This is a genomic window from Photobacterium sp. DNB23_23_1 (assembly GCF_052873815.1).
Window position 1 is genome coordinate 110,684 of the sequence record NZ_JBNNXT010000006.1, and the last position, 16,493, is coordinate 127,176.

The window sequence follows — 16,493 nt, forward strand, 5'->3', positions numbered from 1 at the left end:
TGTTTGTATTTGCACATTTTTATCTATAGTCTTGCTTATCAAAAGCTGCATGGATCCGCAGCGCTGAAACAACAATGAGTCAAAAGAAATTCGCTAAGTGGCTGTTTCAACATCTATAGTTATTAGTATGCCGTAATAGCGACACCACGGAAGGTTTATGAATTTTCAACAACAGATCATCACCCGCTTCTTATTGGCCCCGCAAGCCAACTACGATAAAAGCCACACGCTTCGTGTTCGCCAGTACAACCTTGAAAACCGTCCGTTAAAACCTGCTGCTGTTTTGATCCCTCTGGTTCCCCGCCACGGCTCTTTCAGTATGATTTTCACCCGTAGGGCTGACCACCTAAAACACCACCCGGGACAAGTTTCATTTCCTGGCGGTAGATATGAGCCACAAGATATTGATTTAATTGATACTGCGTTACGGGAAACAGAAGAAGAGATTGGAGTTTTATGCAACCGTGACAGTATTATTGGACAGCTACCAAGCTTACCAACAATCAGCGGTTATATCGTCACACCATACTTATCGGTGATTTCACCAGATTACAGGCCACAGCTGGATCCTAACGAGGTTGATGAGTTGTTCGAAGCACCTATTGAGCACGTATTAAACCCGATGAATATACGGATACAAAAAGTTACTTTCAGAGGCAATAATCACAATATTTATTCAATTCCATTCAGCAAGTATTCAATCTGGGGGGCTACAGCCCAAATGCTCAAAGTACTGTCAGATCAGCTTTGGTATGAGAAAATCTAATCTGACACGTTAATCGCCCTAATTTTACCCCGCCACTCAATGTGACCCAAGTCACACTAAATTGTATTGCAATTTAGCCCCGTTACAGAACGAGATCTCGATCAAAGTTTTCCTGCAATAAATCACGAAAATGCGCTCCGTTCCTAATTTCCGTTCCGTAATTAACTTTGGATATATAATCATGCAAACATCTACAAGCACCGCAGCGACTACTGCTGCAAAAGCAGGATGGACGTATCAAGACGTAACATGGGCGCTATCACTTTTCGGTACTGCTGTTGGCGCGGGTGTACTGTTCCTGCCTATCAAAGCAGGTGCGGGTGGTTTCTGGCCTCTTGTTATTCTTGCTCTGCTTGCTCTGCCAATGACATGGTTTGCTCACAAGAGCTTGGCGCGTTTCGTTCTTTCTGCGAAAAACCCTGAAGCTGATATCACTGATACTGTTGAAGAACACTTCGGTAAAGCTGGCGCTAACATCATCACTTTTGCTTACTTCTTCGCCATCTACCCAATCGTTCTTATCTACGGTGTTGGTATTACCAATACTGTTGACTCTTTCATGGTTAACCAACTAGAAATGGAATCTCTACCACGCTGGATCCTGTCTGGTGGCTTGATCATGGCAATGACTGCGGGTGTTGTATTTGGTAAAGAACTAATGCTGAAAGCAACTTCAGCGATGGTTTACCCACTAGTACTTGTTCTACTAGCGCTATCTGTATACCTAATCCCTGATTGGAACTCTTCAATGGTTTCTGTTAGCCCAGACTGGAGCGCAATGCCTTCAATCATCTGGCTAGCCATCCCAATCATCGTATTCTCGTTCAACCACAGCCCAATCATCTCTCAGTTCTCTAAAGAGCAACGTCGCGTATACGGTGACAACGCCGTTCAGAAAACAGACATGATCACTGGTGGCGCAGCAATGATGCTGATGGGCTTCGTGATGTTCTTCGTATTCTCTGTTGTGCTATCTCTATCTCCAGAGCAGCTAGCTGACGCACAAGCACAAAACATCTCAGTACTGTCATACCTAGCAAACATCCACGAGTCTCCAATGATTTCCCTAATGGGCCCAATGGTTGCTTTCGCTGCGATTACTTCTAGCTACTTCGGCCACTTCCTAGGTGCTCACGAAGGTCTAGTTGGTCTGGTTAAATCAAGCTCTAAAATGCCAAAGAGCAAGATCGAGAAAATCTCTCTAGGCTTCATCGTAGTAACAACTTGGGTTGTTGCAGTCGTTAACCCAAGCATCTTGGGCATGATCGAAACAATGGGCGCACCAATGATTGCGGGCATCTTGTTCCTAATGCCAATCTTTGCAATGCAGAAAGTACCAGCAATGGCTAAGTACAAGACTTCTGTTCCTGCTCAGGTTTTCACAGCACTATGTGGTATTGCGGCGATTACTTCTGTAATCTACGGTGCACTGTAAGGTTAATTATCATCAACTTAATGATAATTAACCAGTATGAATTGAATTAGTAAGAAAATGTGCTACAACGCATAGTCTTCTGACTCAGATTCCGTACAATAGAGGCACTAAAGAGCAGGACGCATTAGCCCCTGCTCTTTTGTTTTAATTATCTCGCCAAGGAAGGGGCGGGAATGATAAAAACTATTACAGTCTAACGGTAACTAGATAGCTACCCTGACTGAGGTATTAGCAATGATCAGTGTTTTTGATATCTACAAAATCGGTGTGGGTCCTTCCAGTTCACACACTGTCGGCCCAATGAAAGCAGGCAAAGAGTTTATCGATGACCTGCGTACCATGGGCAAACTTCGTGACGTGACTAAAATTACCGTGGATGTTTACGGTTCGCTTTCTCTTACCGGTAAAGGTCACCACACTGATATCGCAATCATTATGGGTCTGGCTGGTAACAGCCCTGAACATGTTGACATCGACAGCATCCCTGGCTTTATCGCGCGCGTTGAAGAAACAGAGCGTCTTCCTGTTGGCATGCACTGCCACACGGTAGACTTCCCGCGTGAAGGCGGGATGAATTTCCATACTACCAATCTTCCTCTTCACGAAAATGGCATGACTATCAACGCCTTCATCGGCGAAGAAAATGCCTACACCAAGACTTATTACTCTATCGGTGGTGGTTTCATTGTTGACGAAGAAAACTTCGGCAAAGCATCAGAATCATCGGTAAAAGTACCTTACATGTTTACTACAGCCGAAGAGCTGGTAAACCAGTGTAAGGAACACGGCCTGTCAGTCAGCTCAATGGTTATGTCTAACGAGCGTGCAATGAACGCCGAAGACGAGATCAACACTTACTTTGCCAACATCTGGCGTACCATGCGTGAGTGTATGGATCGCGGTATGAGTGAAGAAGGGATCCTGCCAGGCCCTCTACGTGTACCTCGCCGTGCTGCCGCCCTACGTCAGCAGCTCATGACAACAGAAAAGCTAAGCAACGATCCAATGACGGTTGTTGACTGGGTTAACATGTATGCGTTTGCGGTTAACGAAGAAAACGCAGCAGGTGGCCGCGTAGTAACAGCACCGACAAACGGTGCGTGCGGTATCATCCCTGCAGTTTTGGCTTACTACGACAAATTCATCCAGGCTGTTGGTCCGAAAGAGTACACGCGCTACTTTGCCGCATCCGGTGCTATCGGTGGTCTATACAAACGTAATGCTTCTATCTCTGGCGCTGAAGTAGGCTGTCAGGGTGAAGTGGGTGTAGCTTGCTCAATGGCCGCAGCTGGCCTTGCAGAGCTAATGGGTGGTAGCCCTGAGCAAGTTTGTATGGCAGCTGAAATCGCAATGGAACATAACCTAGGCCTAACATGTGACCCTGTTGCTGGTCAGGTTCAGGTTCCATGTATCGAGCGCAACGGTATCGCAGCCGTTAAAGCGATCAACGCTTCACGTATGGCACTACGCCGCTCTTCTGAGCCTCGCGTATCACTGGATAAAGTTATCGAAACGATGCTTGAAACCGGTAAAGACATGAACGCGAAATACCGTGAAACGTCTCAGGGTGGTCTAGCAATCAAGGTTGTTTGCTAATTTTCACCACTCACTGTAAAAATTGAAAAGCTACCCCTGTGGGTAGCTTTTTTTGTATCTGAGGTTGGTATAAAACCGAATAGCTCATCGAACGACTCGGCCTAGAACGCCCCACCAGCATTGTGGAGCAACTGCTCAATATCTTCCGCCAATGCTTCGCCGCATTGCAACGTCGTGACCCATGAGATAGGGATCCCCTGACTGTCGCCAAAACCATAGCAGGCTCCGGCTATAGCACCGACCAATATCCCGCGGCCACAGCTATCACCACCGACGGCAATATTTTTGAGTACCGCCTCGGTATAACTCGAACTGTTTTGCAACACCCAAGCAGCCACTGGCAGGCTGTCGGCAAGGTGACAAGCACTGTTGGCAATGGACAAAACGTGCGAGAGATCGTTCACATCGCCGTTGAGCAGCCGTACCTGCTCGATCTTTTCCTGTACCACTTCTGGGCATTTTACTTTCAGGACATTGAGTACAGGCTCCATCCGCCTTGAGCGTAATGCTTCATTGAGGGCGCTGGCAAATGCCTTGGCGCAGGCGAGTGCCAGTTCATTTTGATGGGTGACACCGACAATACGGTCTATTTCGCTTTCCAGCCTCTCAGACGGCATCTTCAAGGCAACCAAGACGGGAACCGCACATAACGCAGGGTTCTGATCATCATCGCTCCCGGAGTCTTCCGGCCAATCCTCCGGTGGAAGGGAAAACAGCGACAGTAACAAAGCCTTGGTCGGACTATCGACATAGCCAATAAACTCCCCGCCAGGGCCGAAGTAATCGACAATTTCCTGCTGTAAACGATGGGTTTCAATACCAGGCTCACTGAGCAGGCGAATATACAGTGCCAGCCACTCGCCGTAAATCGTCAGCTCGCCAGCGGTGAGCTTATCATGGGCATAGTAACCATCTACCCCTTCATAATGGTGGGCATCGGGTTCAATAAAAGGAAAGTGCGGTAAGGACTGGAGGGTGCGGATACGTTCCGGTGAATAGATCCAATGGGTACCCATGCTGGCAGCATCTGCGACCAGTGCTCCCATCAAGGCTGCATAACGTTGTGCCATATTCTCATCCTTTCATGAGCTACACGCGATGCAATAAGCTTATACCAAACTGAACAATATTCTGGCTGAGTAACAACAAATAAAAAACCCGCCGTAAAGGCGGGTTATATACCCAAGCTACTTCAAGATGTAGGTTCAGCGAGAATTTTAAGAATCGGCGATTAGCTAAATATTACGCAGCAGCTTTAAGTGCTTTGTCTTTTTTCAGCTCACCAATAGGCAAGATAGTACGGCCATATTCGTTGTTCAGTACCTGCGCCATTGCGAAGTAAATCGCACTTGCACCACAGATGATACCTTCAAAGCCCGCAATAGTACCGATTAGCGTGCTGCCAGTGAAATCACGTGCAGCTAATAGGAAGAACAATACGGTTAGCGAACCAAATACAAATTGCTTAGCTCGTGGGTAGCACAGTGAACCGATGAACATGAAACCGGTGAAGATACCCCATAGAAGTAGGTACCAACCCATGAAACTCTCAGGGCTAGCAGGCAGCCCCATGTACGGCATAACAATCAGACCAACCAGTGTCAGCCAGAACAGACCGTAAGAAGTGAATGCTGTGGTACCAAACGTATCTCCACGCTTGAAGCACATCATGCCTACGATAACTTGGCTCAAGCCACCGTAAAAAATACCCATAGCTAGGATCATCGAGTCAATTGGGAAAAAGCCCGCATTGTGGATGTTTAGAAGGATGGTAGTCATACCAAAGCCCATAAGACCTAGTGGTGCTGGGTTAGCTAGTTTCGTAGACATGTTTTCCTCAAATAGGAGTAATTCAACAAAAATGATAAAAATTAAAATTTGAATGCATCAATCAATGCGCGGCGAATTCTAAAGGACGAAGACGGGCAAATCAAGACACAATCCGGACAAAACTTAACCAAACTCAAAAAAAGTTGTAATTTACCACCCATACGTAAAGCATTTTTTGGTTTCCAAGCACGGACAAATGTTAGGAAATGTAATTCAATATTGGGTGGCAAACAAATACACAAACCGAAAAACGCATTAAAAACAACAGACTAACTTAACACTAAAAATTACACCTTGTCATAATTTGTCATAGAACCACGCTATTTATGCATTACAGCACCAATTCGAAAAAGTTTGGACTATAGGCGTAAAAAAAGCAGCATAAATGCTGCTTTTTCAGGCGAATCATTTTCAAATAAAAGATGAAAGGCAATTAAATCTCTTCACCCTCGCCCTCTTCGTTCACTGTCGCGGAAACAGCACTGCTATTATTCTCTACCTCATCAGTATCAACGATTTGCTTGTCAACATTGAGCTGCGTTGGTAGCGCTTCAGCAATATCTGAGTGTTGCAGCGTTGTTGCTTGCTGCTCATTTGACGGAACCGACACCGTTGGCACTGTCGCCGTTGCCAACAGCTGCGCTTGCAGCTTGGCGATTTGTTGATTCTGCTTCTCAATTAACCCCTTCAGGGTGTCAAGCTGAAGCTGTTGCTGATTGGGTTGTGTCTTACGTTTTACCAGCTCATATTGCTTACGCGTATCTGCTGCATTCGTACTTAATCGCTGAGCTTGTTCGACTAAAGAGTGATCACGCAAGTCAGAGTCATTAAGTGCTTTAGAAATGCTGAGCAATTTCCCTTCAATGGCAAGAATATAGTCCTCATATTCATCACGATTGCGATCACGAAGGTATTTAACCTCTTCGGCGATATGCGTGGCATGGGCAAGTTCAAACTCTATCGCAGAAACGACTTGATTGATGGCATCAAAGGCCCGGGGATAATTATCAATTAAATCCTTACCGGCTTTAATTTCCTCTTCTACCTTGGCATAGCTGAGCGGAGCATAATAGCGAACATCTTCACGGCGCAACTGACGCAGCGCTTCTTCTTGCGGAGTGATATAGATGCGCTTTATCACCCTCACTTCCAAGCTCTGGGCGCGTGACAGAAATTCAGTCTGCTCTTCGCGAGCCCGATTGAGATTACCTCGGGCCACAAAGGCAAATAAATTACTGTAAAAACGGTTGAGCCGGACAAACTCGCTGCGGTAGTGAGCATTCGCATCAATCGAATTCAGGTAGGCTAATTGAGTCATCGCCGGCTCCAAGACTTTATCGGCAATTTTTTTAAGATCTACCAATTCGGTATGGTTGCTCTTTACCGCCTCAATCTCATTATAAAAGCGTTCAAGGTATGTCATTGACGAGAACAGTGAATAACTTTGATTGGCCAGTTCTGGCGAAGATTGAATCTCTTTGAATAAGTTATCGGCACGCTGCCAACTCTCTATCATTGTGGCATATCGTTCAGGCGCATAAGGCATTAACCCCTCTGCTTCGACGAGAGTATTTCGCCAATGGCGGTGAATTTTATCAGCAGACTGAAGTACGCTTTCAACATTCACTTCCGTTGATAATCTGTTGTCATTGTCTGGTGTGCTTGCACAACCAGCGAGCAAAGCAGCCAATAATGCCATGCTGGCTACTTTCCCAACATACTTCATAGATATGTGTTCCGATTCTTTTTCCAGACTGGATAATTGTTCAGGCTGGTTATTATTGTCTTTTCTATCGATATTCTATCCGACTCACAGTTTTATAAAAAGTTCATTGAATCATTTTGTCGATTTTTAGATGAAACTTGACATAAGGTCAATTTTTTCGAGTATTTTAAGAACAGTTTTACTTTAGACTAAAACCCTGCCCTTCAATAAACTGCTTCATAAATGGGCGAGCTTCTTTATTCAGTGTCCCTGAAATTTGCTCGCTCCAAGACATATTTTTACTGCCGCCGGTGCGGTTTCGGTAATATTCTCGTATATGTTGATCATAACTGGCGAGTTTCTCTCTATCTAACGGAGCATAACTATTTTCATGCACGATAAGAGAGCGAGGAAGGCGAGGCTTAACGTCTGGCGATTGTGCCGGATAACCAAGGCACAGGCCAAATAATGGCAGAACATGTTTAGGCAAAGACAGCAAAGAAGCGACTTTATCTGGATTATTTCTCAAACCACCAATATATACGCCTCCCAACCCCAGAGACTCCGCCGCCAAGAGGCCGTTTTGAGCCATCAAAGCCGCATCGACAGCACCAATTAAGGTTTGCTCAGCGAAGCCTAGTTTCGCTTCAGGGCAGATTTGTTGATGACGATTAAAATCAACGCAAAAAACAAAAAACTCAGCCGCACTGGCCACATATTCCTGCCCGCCAGCATATTCCGCTAACAATACCCGCTTGTCATGCTCTGTGACCCGGATAATGCTAACGCATTGGATGAACGTTGATGAAGACGCCGCAATAGCACAATCCAAAATAGTATTACGCAGCTGTTCACTCATTGGTTCGGCTGTAAACTTGCGAATAGAGCGGTGCTGCAGAATAGTTTCAATCGTCTGGTTCATATATAACCTTATAACAGTGAGCCTTACGGGGAACGATAAACTCTATCATACCCCCCCGTATTGACCCACTATTATACCCAAATGCTTCACGTCGCAGGGTTCAGAGCATCAGGTATAAACCATTTAATTTTCCTGACTGTAGAGGTCGTCTGTCGAGGTGGTATCAGCCACCTGACACTGACAAATTTGATTGAGAATACTCAATAACCGCTCTTTATTAAGCGGCAATGGATTCCCCTTAATGGAATTGGAAAGCAAGGCATCTTCTGCTACCTCATCAAACATTACATTGCAGAAGCCATAATCAACCACAGAGGGTAAATTCAATCGCTTGAGTGTCCGTCTCGTCCAATTAATGCCATCAATGATTTCGGCATTCATTCTACCAGTCAGGATACAAGCCAGCTGGCGATAGCGGTTAAGAACATCGGCCCTGCCAGCCTCACGCGCAGCCAAGACATTTTCCTGCATGACATAAGGTGCCAATTGAGCGGTGATCAAGCCATGTGGCGCTTGGAGTCGGCCCCCCAATGAAGAGGCTAAGCCATGGGCAGCGCCCAGTTTGGCATTTGCTAGCGCCATCCCTCCCAGCATAGCTGCAAAGGCCATATCGGAACGGGCACGGGGATCGTCATCTTCACAGGCTGCCAGAATAGCACCGGACAAGCGCCTTAATCCTTCTTCACACACCATATCGGTTAACGGGTTGGGATCACCGCAAACATAGGATTCCATCAAGTGGGTAAAGGCATCCATTCCGCAACACCCTGACATGATCGGATCCATGCCGTATGTCAACGTGGGATCAACAATCGCCAAATCCGGAAGCATATCGGCGCTACGCAGCCCCACCTTGACATTTTCCTGCGCCGAGCGGAGCACCGCGTTCTTACTGACTTCCGAACCTGTACCTGCCGTTGTAGGTACAGCAATAAACGGAATGGGCTTAGCTTGCAGCGGTACATTACGTCCAACAACCTCAACATAATCGTAGACACTGCCTTGGTTGGGAATTAACGCGGCAAGCGCCTTACCGGCATCAAGTACGCTGCCCCCACCAATCGCCAACACCATATCGGGCCGAAATTTCCGTCCCATCGCCGCCATCTCTTCCACCATTGCAATCAAAGGTTCACCATGCACCGCCACTTGCTGATAGCGCATTCCCTGTTGCTTGAAGTAACTGATCAATGACTCAGCCCGGACACTGTCCCGCCCCGTCACAAGCAGTACACTGTAGCCGAACTGATTTAAAGTCGACAGCGAGTTATTCAGTGCACCTTCTCCGAATATAATCCGGGTGGCCGTCATAAACTGAAACATAGGCACTCCATTACATATTTTTATTTAATTATTATCGAGTGTGCCCCTATGCATATTCCTGTTTTTGATTCTGAGCAACTTTTTACCATTGAATATCAGTATCGTGACCATAACCTGCTAGCTGTCACATTTCATCCCAAGCTGCAAAATGGTCCCGTTTTAGACTGAGCGCCCCGCTACTACCAGTGCATTTCTCTTCAATCGGTTTTGTCTATGACAGCAAGAGATAAATCCCTCTTTCTCATCCCAGCCAGTCACGCTATAGTAACTCCATCAAATTTAAGGAGAGACGTTATGTTCGTTGTTATTTTTGGCCGCCCTGGTTGCCCATTCTGTGTTCGTGCAAAAGATCTGGCTGATAAGCTGAAAGAAGAACGCGAAGGTTTTAACTACCGTTACGTTGATATCCACGCTGAAGGCATCAGCAAAGCTGATCTAGAAAAAACCGTTGGTAAGCCAGTAGAAACAGTGCCTCAAATCTTCGTTGACCAAGAGCACATCGGTGGCTGTACTGAATTCGAAGCATACGCGAAAGAAAACCTAAATTTGTTCCAGTAAGCGCTAAGCAACAGGTTTGGTAACATTTTCTTAAAAAGGCTGAGATATCAGCCTTTTTAATTATCTTATGCTTTATTTACCAGCAAATTATTTCGCGATTTTTCTGTTAATAACGATCATTTTCGGTATGCCAGCAACCTAAAATCAGCTAGAATTTCATCACTTTTGTTGCTAGTCCCTCGTCCCGGAAAAAACTGTAGTGAACATCGACGTTGCCGCCCTTCTCCATCAGAATGATATTCTGTTGCTCTTTGTTGTACTTGCTGTTGGCCTATCGGCCGGAAAAATTCGCATAGCGAATATGCAATTAGGGAACTCTATCGGGGTCCTCATTACTGCCCTCCTTTTTGGTAACGCCGGTTTTACCTTTGATTCCGAAGCGCTAAATATCGGCTTTATGCTGTTTATATTCTGTGTCGGTATTGAAGCCGGGCCTAACTTTTTCGGTATCTTTTTCCGTGATGGTAAACATTATTTAATGCTGGCGCTGGTGGTGATACTTTCAGCGATTGTTATTACGGTTACCATGAGTAACTACCTAGGACTCGGTCTGGGCCTAAGTACCGGTTTAATGGCGGGTTCACTGACAGCAACACCTATATTGGTTGGGGCAAAAGATGCCTTGGCCAGCGGGTTGTCCAACATCTCCGACCCTAACAATATTCAGCAGATCATCGACAGTATCAGTGTCGGCTATGCCATGTCTTATTTGGTTGGTTTGGTCAGTGTCATTGTGCTAGCCAAACTGATGCCAAAGCTGCAAAAGCAGAATCTGGCCGAATCATCACAGCAGATTGCCCGTGAACGCGGTATCGGTGAAAGTGCGCAGCGCAAGGTCTACCTGCCAATTATCCGCGCCTACCGGGTTGGACCAGAGCTGATCAACTGGATTGATGGCCGTAACTTGCGCGAGCTAGGTATTTACCGTCAAACCGGTTGCTACATAGAGCGTATACGACGAAACGGCATCTTAGCTAACCCTGACGGTGACGCTATCTTGCAGGAAGGGGATGAGATCGCGCTGGTGGGTTACCCAGATAGCCATGCTCGTTTGGATCCCAGCTTCCGTAACGGCAAAGAAGTCTTCGACCGTGACTTACTCGACTTGCGTATTGTTGAAGAAGAAATCGTGGTGAAAAACGACAGTATTGCAGGTAAGCGTCTATCGGAGCTAAACCTCTCTGAGTACGGTTGCTTCCTCAACCGCGTAGTCCGGGCCCAGATTGAAATGCCAATGGATCACAACATCCTGTTGAGCAAAGGAGATATCCTTCAGGTCAGTGGCGAGAAAAGTCGTGTTCTTGGGCTTGCCGAGCGGATTGGTTTCATCTCGGTACATAGCCAGATTGCCGACCTGTTGGCATTCTGCTGTTTCTTCATCATTGGCTTGCTGATCGGTACCATCACTATGACCTTCGGCCAGATCGCCTTCGGCCTGGGTAATGCAGCCGGTTTGCTAGTGGCCGGTATTACCCTAGGGTTCCTACGGGCCAACCACCCGACTTTCGGTTACGTGCCTCAGGGCGCACTGAATATGACCAAAGATCTCGGCCTGATGGTCTTCATGGTCGGCATCGGTTTGAGTGCCGGGTCCAACTTGTTCGACTCGCTGTCGCAGGTCGGTTTGGCAGTGTTCTCAGCAAGCCTGATGGTAAGCGTGATCCCAGTCGTACTGGCTTACCTGTTTGGCGCCTATGTGCTCAAGATGAACCGCGCCTTACTGTTTGGCGCTATTATTGGTGCCCGCACCTGTGCACCGGCCATGGATATGATTAATGAACATGCCCGCAGCACCATTCCGGCACTTGGCTATGCCGGCACCTATGCCATTGCCAATGTCCTACTAACCATTGCAGGTACTTTGTTTGTGATCCTCAGTTAAGACTTAAGGCATGAGAACCTATGGTTTTACAGCCTTATACAGACAAAACGAAAAGCGATGCCCCCAGCAGGCCCACTGCCGGGGGCATTTTTTTGCTTACCATACAGGCTATGAGTCAGCACAGATTCAGTCCCTTTCATCTAAGCTATAAAGAGATAAAATTCTCCGTATATCCCTGATTAGCACAACAAATTGCTAGGAAATATTCGCCACCTCATGCTCTATTCAGTATATTGTATGAATAGAATGAAAAACTATTGGTAATCAAAACTATGCGCATCCTTATTGTTGAAGACGATCCGATTCTGAGCCACCACTTGAAATCCCAACTGAGTGAAATGGGGCACCAGGTCCAGTGTGCTGGAACCGCCGAAGAAGGCCTATTCTTTGCCCAAGATTACCCAAACGATGTGGCTATCGTTGATATCGGTCTTCCCGATCGTGATGGTATCAGCCTGATCAAAGATATGCGTGAAAAAGGACTACGCCTACCGATTCTGATTTTAACTGCCCGCTCAAACTGGCAGGACAAAGTCACTGGGCTTGAGGCCGGTGCCGATGACTATCTGGTGAAACCATTCCAGAAAGAAGAAATGGTCGCACGTCTCAGTGCCCTAGTCCGCCGCAGCGCTGGCTTTGTCAAACCAGAAATGACCGCCGGTGATATCCGTGTCGACCTGCTGGCCAAGCAAGTCTTTATCCAAGAGAACCTGCTTGAACTCACCGCATTTGAGTATGACCTGCTGGAATACTTGATGCGCCACAGCCGACAGGTAGTATCCAAGCAACGACTACTTGATGTACTTTACGAAGATCAGGAGGGTGATCCAAACACCATTGAGGTGATGATCAGCCGCCTGCGCAAGAAATTTACCAATAACGGTCAAGAAAACCCAATTTCTACTATCCGTGGCCAAGGCTATATTTTCGAGCTTCAAGCGCAATAATGAAGAGAATTATCCAACCGAGGCTCCGCCGACGGGTCCTTGTCACCTCGGTGGCTATTATCGTTTTGATCACCTCAGCACTCGCAGGGGTGATTAACCAGCTTTATAGCCAAAGTTATATGGCCGCTTACTCGTCTGAGCTTGTTGCCCAAATGCCCATGGTTGTCGCCCAACTAAACCGGGCGGGCCTGATCAAAGATGTTGATAAATGGATTGACTCGGTTGACCCATCCGACACTGATTATATGTCTGTCGTTTGTGACAAATCCGATCACACCATTTGGCTTTCCGATGAAGCTAAAGAGGCCAATATCGGTAATATTTGTAGCGAACTCCCTGACAGCATCCCGGTACCAACCTTGGTCGAAACGCCGGAAGGCGAAAGCTACATTGCCTACAACATGAGCCAAGAGCGAGAAGGCGGCAATATCTACCAACTTGTGGTGCTGCGCCCCGGCGATTCCTATGTGTCATCACTCAACCAACTACACAAACGTACAACATTCTACTTAGGGCTTTTTGTCCTTATCGCTATCGCATTCTTGATTGCGGCTTTCCACTGGAGCTTCCAACCACTGCGAAAAATGGCATCACAGCTTGATCAGATGACCGACTCCAAGCGCGACAAGCTTGATGATGATTTCCCAATGGAATTACAGGACATCACTTTAGCACTCAACCGCCTGATTGAGATCAGTAACGCCCAGAAAGGACGTTACCGCCATGCAATGGATGACTTGGCACATAGCCTAAAAACCCGTTTGGCTGCTACCAATGCCCTACTGGATGATAAAGACATAGCGCGCTTTGAGCTTAACCAACGGGTAATGGAACAGATCAGCCAAATGGATGAACTGGTGCAGTACCAGTTGAAGCGAGCCATGATGGGCCAGCAAGGGCTGCAAAAAGACAAGACCGAATTAAAACCACTAATAGATAGCTTCAGCCGTTTACTTAGCAAGGTGTATAACGAGAAAAACGTCTCGTTGCGCTGTTTCTTCAATGACAAGTTGACGTTACCCGTCAACCGTAGTGATTTAATGGAACTACTTGGTAACTTGCTGGAAAATGCCTACCGCTTCTGTATTAGCGAGGTTCGGATTACAGTAAAGGAAAAGCCTGATCGGTTTATCATCGTTATTGAAGACGACGGTCCCGGTGTGCAAGAAGACGTACGAGAAGCTATTTTCCAGCGCGGTGTTCGAGCTGATCAGCTCAACCCCGGACAAGGTATCGGCCTGTCAGTTTGCCACGAGATAGTCATGAGTTATAAGGGCACAATTCATGTTGAATCCGCATCAATTGAAGGTGCCGCCTTTGTGGTTGAGTTACCTAAAAACTAAGCACCTCAGTTCTTTAGCTGCTTAGATAAATAAAAAAACCGCCAAATTGGCGGTTTTTTATTTAAATCATTTAGTAGCAGGTATTTATACCAATCTGGATAAGTAGTTGATCAAGTATTTATGTAGGTTGGTATCAATCATGAGGTGATTAACTGCAACTGCTCAAAGTACATACGCTTGGCCAACGTGATTAACTCAGGGTCTAACCCCATTTCTAGCGATGCCAATAGCCCGTTGAAAATCAATTCAGCCCGAGTTGCTTTTTCTTTAGCCTGCTTAATGTCGTTAGCCAGTAAGAGCTCGGTAACCAAACGAATACGCTCTTGTTTATACGAGATACAAACGCCTGCAATATCTTCATCTTCATGACGGAACTCATTGAATGCCTGCTGATAGATACAACCATGAAATTCACTGGCTTCAACCAACCTTTCCAATGTCGAAAATCGAGCTGTTAACTTATCTTCAAGCGTCAAATCTGGGTCATTAAACAGTTGTGCTAACTGAGACAGTGTCTGCTGACTATGCAGTGCTAAGGCTTCCGCAATCAACACCTCTTTTGAGCCAAAGTGTCGGTAAATCGTCGCCTTGGACATACCTGTCGCCGCGGTAATCGTATCCATACTGGTACCGTGATAGCTATGCTTCACACACAACGCCAATGTCGCTTCAATCGCACGACGTTTATTTTCTTCCTGACGGCTCATCACCTTCCCCTCAATCAACAACACAAAATAAAACGAAACTAATTAGTTTTATACTCTTGACAGGGGTAATTTACAAGGCTATTGTTTAATCAACAAAACGAAACAGTTTAGTTTCAAAAAAGAAAAATAACAATTCAGCCAATAAAAGGGAAATCAACATGCTTAAATCAATTGCACTATCAACATTACTTGTCGCGTCTATGTCTGCTTCTGCTGTCGAATTACAACTACGTGATACCCAGAATGGCATCTATGTAAAAGCAACAGAGCAATCTGAACCCGCATCAGGACTAACCGTTAATGTTGCTAATGTTCCTCAACTCAATGACGCTTCATTTACAACCGATGAACGTGGCAGAGTCTTTATCCCTCTAACCTTAAATAGTAGTCGTTCAGTTAAAGTCGAAGCATCTGATATGGGACAGTCTGTCGCTTCTACAACCATCTTCCATAGCTCGTCGAGTAACTAATCGTACGAAGAGCTCCTCCCCTCGCACAACGCATAGTTGAGGGGAGATGTGCCCCGCTCAAGCCAATGATTGTCCATAATAGGTCAATCATTATTTTATTTTTAATCCACAGAGCCGTGAATTAATCGCGTTAACTCTGGACTTTCATAAAGAAAAAAGGCCGCCAAGGCGACCTTCCTGTGCTTATCCCGTTTAAAAGCGGGGTTTTACAACACCCTTTTTTAAAGCTCTTGGATTGTATAATTCAGTGTGGTTCCATGTACTCTAAACGCTTGAGTTAAACCATTTTTCTGATATGTATATTTTTCTTTGTACTTTTCCGTTTTCCCGAGAACCGCTTTAACAACTACAAACACTTCCATCCCTGGCTCTAATCCATCAACCGCCGAAAGGTCAATAGTTCGTTCCTGACCAACCGGATAATTACCTGTTGAGCCAAGCGATATGTCTTGAGCAGCCATGTGAGTTTTAACTTCAAAATGCATTACAAATGCAGCCGAATTTACGCATGATATTTTTTGAATTTCCTTGTTCATGATTACATCCTCTAGCGTAATAACCGAATCTAAAGTAGACCGTAAAACTAAATGAATCCGAGATATCCGACCCATATGGAAGCAATGTCATATATTTTTTGTTGGAGTTTGAAGTCCTCAGGGTTATCGAGCTGCCCATTTTTAATCATCGACCACAGCTCCACGCCAGCAAGTGTCGTCTTTGCTCTTTGTCCCGAAGTAAGAACTAAAATCAGATAACACCTTCCCATATACAGACGCCCTATAAGGTAACACCGATCAGCTAAGCCATTGATCAGTTTTATGATGGCTTTAGGGATATCCAAGATGAGTTAATGTGGTGTGTAATCGCATTGCCCTCAACACCCAAGAAGTTAAGGGCAATGCGAGAACGAGTGAAACGTTATACCAATCTGGATACGTCGTTGATCAAGTATTTGCACTGGAAAAATCGTTGTTATCAAGGCAGATATTGCAGTAACTAGTGGCTCTAA

Annotated in this window: 15 protein-coding genes; 8 read left to right on the plus strand and 7 right to left on the minus strand. The window is 45.9% G+C overall.

Features of this window, described 5'->3' with window-relative positions; all coding sequences use genetic code 11:
• The first annotated feature begins 157 nt into the window (after nt 1–157).
• The 3 genes from ACVA53_RS06040 (at nt 158) to ACVA53_RS06050 (ending at nt 3,797) form a co-directional block, all read left to right on the plus strand.
• Nucleotides 158–766: a CoA pyrophosphatase gene (locus tag ACVA53_RS06040; protein WP_446504708.1), complete on the plus strand. Its 609-nt coding sequence runs from the start codon at nt 158–160 to the stop codon at nt 764–766.
• A 181-nt stretch (nt 767–947) separates the two neighbouring features.
• A complete protein-coding gene (locus ACVA53_RS06045; RefSeq protein WP_255040940.1) occupies nt 948–2,201 on the plus strand; it encodes an aromatic amino acid transport family protein in 1,254 nt (417 codons plus the stop codon).
• A 234-nt stretch (nt 2,202–2,435) separates the two neighbouring features.
• Nucleotides 2,436–3,797 (plus strand): L-serine ammonia-lyase, encoded by a 1,362-nt coding sequence (locus ACVA53_RS06050; protein ID WP_446504709.1) that lies wholly within the window; start codon nt 2,436–2,438, stop codon nt 3,795–3,797.
• A 101-nt stretch (nt 3,798–3,898) separates the two neighbouring features.
• On the opposite strand, the gene ACVA53_RS06055 is transcribed toward ACVA53_RS06050, so the two are convergent.
• The 5 genes from ACVA53_RS06055 to ACVA53_RS06075 all read right to left on the minus strand — a co-directional run bounded on the left by ACVA53_RS06055 (nt 3,899) and on the right by ACVA53_RS06075 (nt 9,577).
• Entirely contained in the window at nt 3,899–4,867 is a 969-nt protein-coding gene (locus ACVA53_RS06055; RefSeq protein WP_255040942.1) for an ADP-ribosylglycohydrolase family protein, read from the minus strand.
• Between the two features lie 172 nt (nt 4,868–5,039).
• Entirely contained in the window at nt 5,040–5,627 is a 588-nt protein-coding gene (locus ACVA53_RS06060) for an acetate uptake transporter (RefSeq protein ID WP_255040943.1), read from the minus strand.
• A 433-nt stretch (nt 5,628–6,060) separates the two neighbouring features.
• Nucleotides 6,061–7,353 (minus strand): hypothetical protein, encoded by a 1,293-nt coding sequence (locus ACVA53_RS06065; RefSeq protein WP_255040944.1) that lies wholly within the window; start codon nt 7,351–7,353, stop codon nt 6,061–6,063.
• 178 nt (nt 7,354–7,531) lie between these two features.
• Complete coding sequence (nfsA, locus tag ACVA53_RS06070) at nt 7,532–8,254, minus strand: oxygen-insensitive NADPH nitroreductase (protein ID WP_255040945.1); 723 nt, start codon at nt 8,252–8,254, stop codon at nt 7,532–7,534.
• 123 nt (nt 8,255–8,377) lie between these two features.
• A complete protein-coding gene (locus ACVA53_RS06075; RefSeq protein WP_446504710.1) occupies nt 8,378–9,577 on the minus strand; it encodes an iron-containing alcohol dehydrogenase in 1,200 nt (399 codons plus the stop codon).
• 294 nt (nt 9,578–9,871) lie between these two features.
• On the opposite strand from ACVA53_RS06075, the gene ACVA53_RS06080 reads away from it, so the two are divergent.
• From ACVA53_RS06080 to ACVA53_RS06095, 4 genes are all read left to right on the plus strand, one after another.
• Nucleotides 9,872–10,135, plus strand: a complete 264-nt coding sequence (locus tag ACVA53_RS06080) for a GrxA family glutaredoxin (protein WP_255040947.1) — start codon at nt 9,872–9,874, stop codon at nt 10,133–10,135.
• A 199-nt stretch (nt 10,136–10,334) separates the two neighbouring features.
• Nucleotides 10,335–12,017 carry an aspartate:alanine antiporter gene (locus ACVA53_RS06085; RefSeq protein WP_255040948.1) on the plus strand — a complete coding sequence of 561 codons (1,683 nt, stop codon included), beginning with the start codon at nt 10,335–10,337 and terminating at the stop codon, nt 12,015–12,017.
• A gap of 272 nt (nt 12,018–12,289) precedes the next feature.
• Nucleotides 12,290–12,964: a response regulator gene (locus ACVA53_RS06090; protein ID WP_107297463.1), complete on the plus strand. Its 675-nt coding sequence runs from the start codon at nt 12,290–12,292 to the stop codon at nt 12,962–12,964.
• A complete protein-coding gene (locus ACVA53_RS06095; RefSeq protein WP_255040949.1) occupies nt 12,964–14,307 on the plus strand; it encodes an ATP-binding protein in 1,344 nt (447 codons plus the stop codon). Before ACVA53_RS06090 ends, ACVA53_RS06095 begins: the two co-directional genes overlap by 1 nt.
• A 137-nt stretch (nt 14,308–14,444) precedes the next feature.
• Here the strand turns inward: ACVA53_RS06095 and ACVA53_RS06100 are convergent, their stop codons facing one another.
• Nucleotides 14,445–15,014: a TetR/AcrR family transcriptional regulator gene (locus ACVA53_RS06100; RefSeq protein WP_446504711.1), complete on the minus strand. Its 570-nt coding sequence runs from the start codon at nt 15,012–15,014 to the stop codon at nt 14,445–14,447.
• Between the two features lie 158 nt (nt 15,015–15,172).
• On the opposite strand from ACVA53_RS06100, the gene ACVA53_RS06105 reads away from it, so the two are divergent.
• Nucleotides 15,173–15,484 (plus strand): hypothetical protein, encoded by a 312-nt coding sequence (locus ACVA53_RS06105; RefSeq protein WP_274138602.1) that lies wholly within the window; start codon nt 15,173–15,175, stop codon nt 15,482–15,484.
• A 221-nt stretch (nt 15,485–15,705) separates the two neighbouring features.
• Here the strand turns inward: ACVA53_RS06105 and ACVA53_RS06110 are convergent, their stop codons facing one another.
• Nucleotides 15,706–16,020: a hypothetical protein gene (locus ACVA53_RS06110; RefSeq protein WP_446504712.1), complete on the minus strand. Its 315-nt coding sequence runs from the start codon at nt 16,018–16,020 to the stop codon at nt 15,706–15,708.
• Nucleotides 16,021–16,493: the final 473 nt, after the last annotated feature.

Coding starts and splice junctions, on each gene's coding strand:
- ACVA53_RS06075 (WP_446504710.1), bottom strand. CDS start 9,577: ATGTTTCAGTTTATGACGGCCACCCGGATTATATTCGGAGAAGGTGCA.
- ACVA53_RS06105 (WP_274138602.1), top strand. CDS start 15,173: ATGCTTAAATCAATTGCACTATCAACATTACTTGTCGCGTCTATGTCT.
- nfsA (WP_255040945.1), bottom strand. CDS start 8,254: ATGAACCAGACGATTGAAACTATTCTGCAGCACCGCTCTATTCGCAAG.
- ACVA53_RS06080 (WP_255040947.1), top strand. CDS start 9,872: ATGTTCGTTGTTATTTTTGGCCGCCCTGGTTGCCCATTCTGTGTTCGT.
- ACVA53_RS06095 (WP_255040949.1), top strand. CDS start 12,964: ATGAAGAGAATTATCCAACCGAGGCTCCGCCGACGGGTCCTTGTCACC.
- ACVA53_RS06045 (WP_255040940.1), top strand. CDS start 948: ATGCAAACATCTACAAGCACCGCAGCGACTACTGCTGCAAAAGCAGGA.
- ACVA53_RS06065 (WP_255040944.1), bottom strand. CDS start 7,353: ATGAAGTATGTTGGGAAAGTAGCCAGCATGGCATTATTGGCTGCTTTG.
- ACVA53_RS06090 (WP_107297463.1), top strand. CDS start 12,290: ATGCGCATCCTTATTGTTGAAGACGATCCGATTCTGAGCCACCACTTG.
- ACVA53_RS06055 (WP_255040942.1), bottom strand. CDS start 4,867: ATGGCACAACGTTATGCAGCCTTGATGGGAGCACTGGTCGCAGATGCT.
- ACVA53_RS06100 (WP_446504711.1), bottom strand. CDS start 15,014: ATGAGCCGTCAGGAAGAAAATAAACGTCGTGCGATTGAAGCGACATTG.
- ACVA53_RS06060 (WP_255040943.1), bottom strand. CDS start 5,627: ATGTCTACGAAACTAGCTAACCCAGCACCACTAGGTCTTATGGGCTTT.
- ACVA53_RS06040 (WP_446504708.1), top strand. CDS start 158: ATGAATTTTCAACAACAGATCATCACCCGCTTCTTATTGGCCCCGCAA.
- ACVA53_RS06110 (WP_446504712.1), bottom strand. CDS start 16,020: ATGAACAAGGAAATTCAAAAAATATCATGCGTAAATTCGGCTGCATTT.
- ACVA53_RS06050 (WP_446504709.1), top strand. CDS start 2,436: ATGATCAGTGTTTTTGATATCTACAAAATCGGTGTGGGTCCTTCCAGT.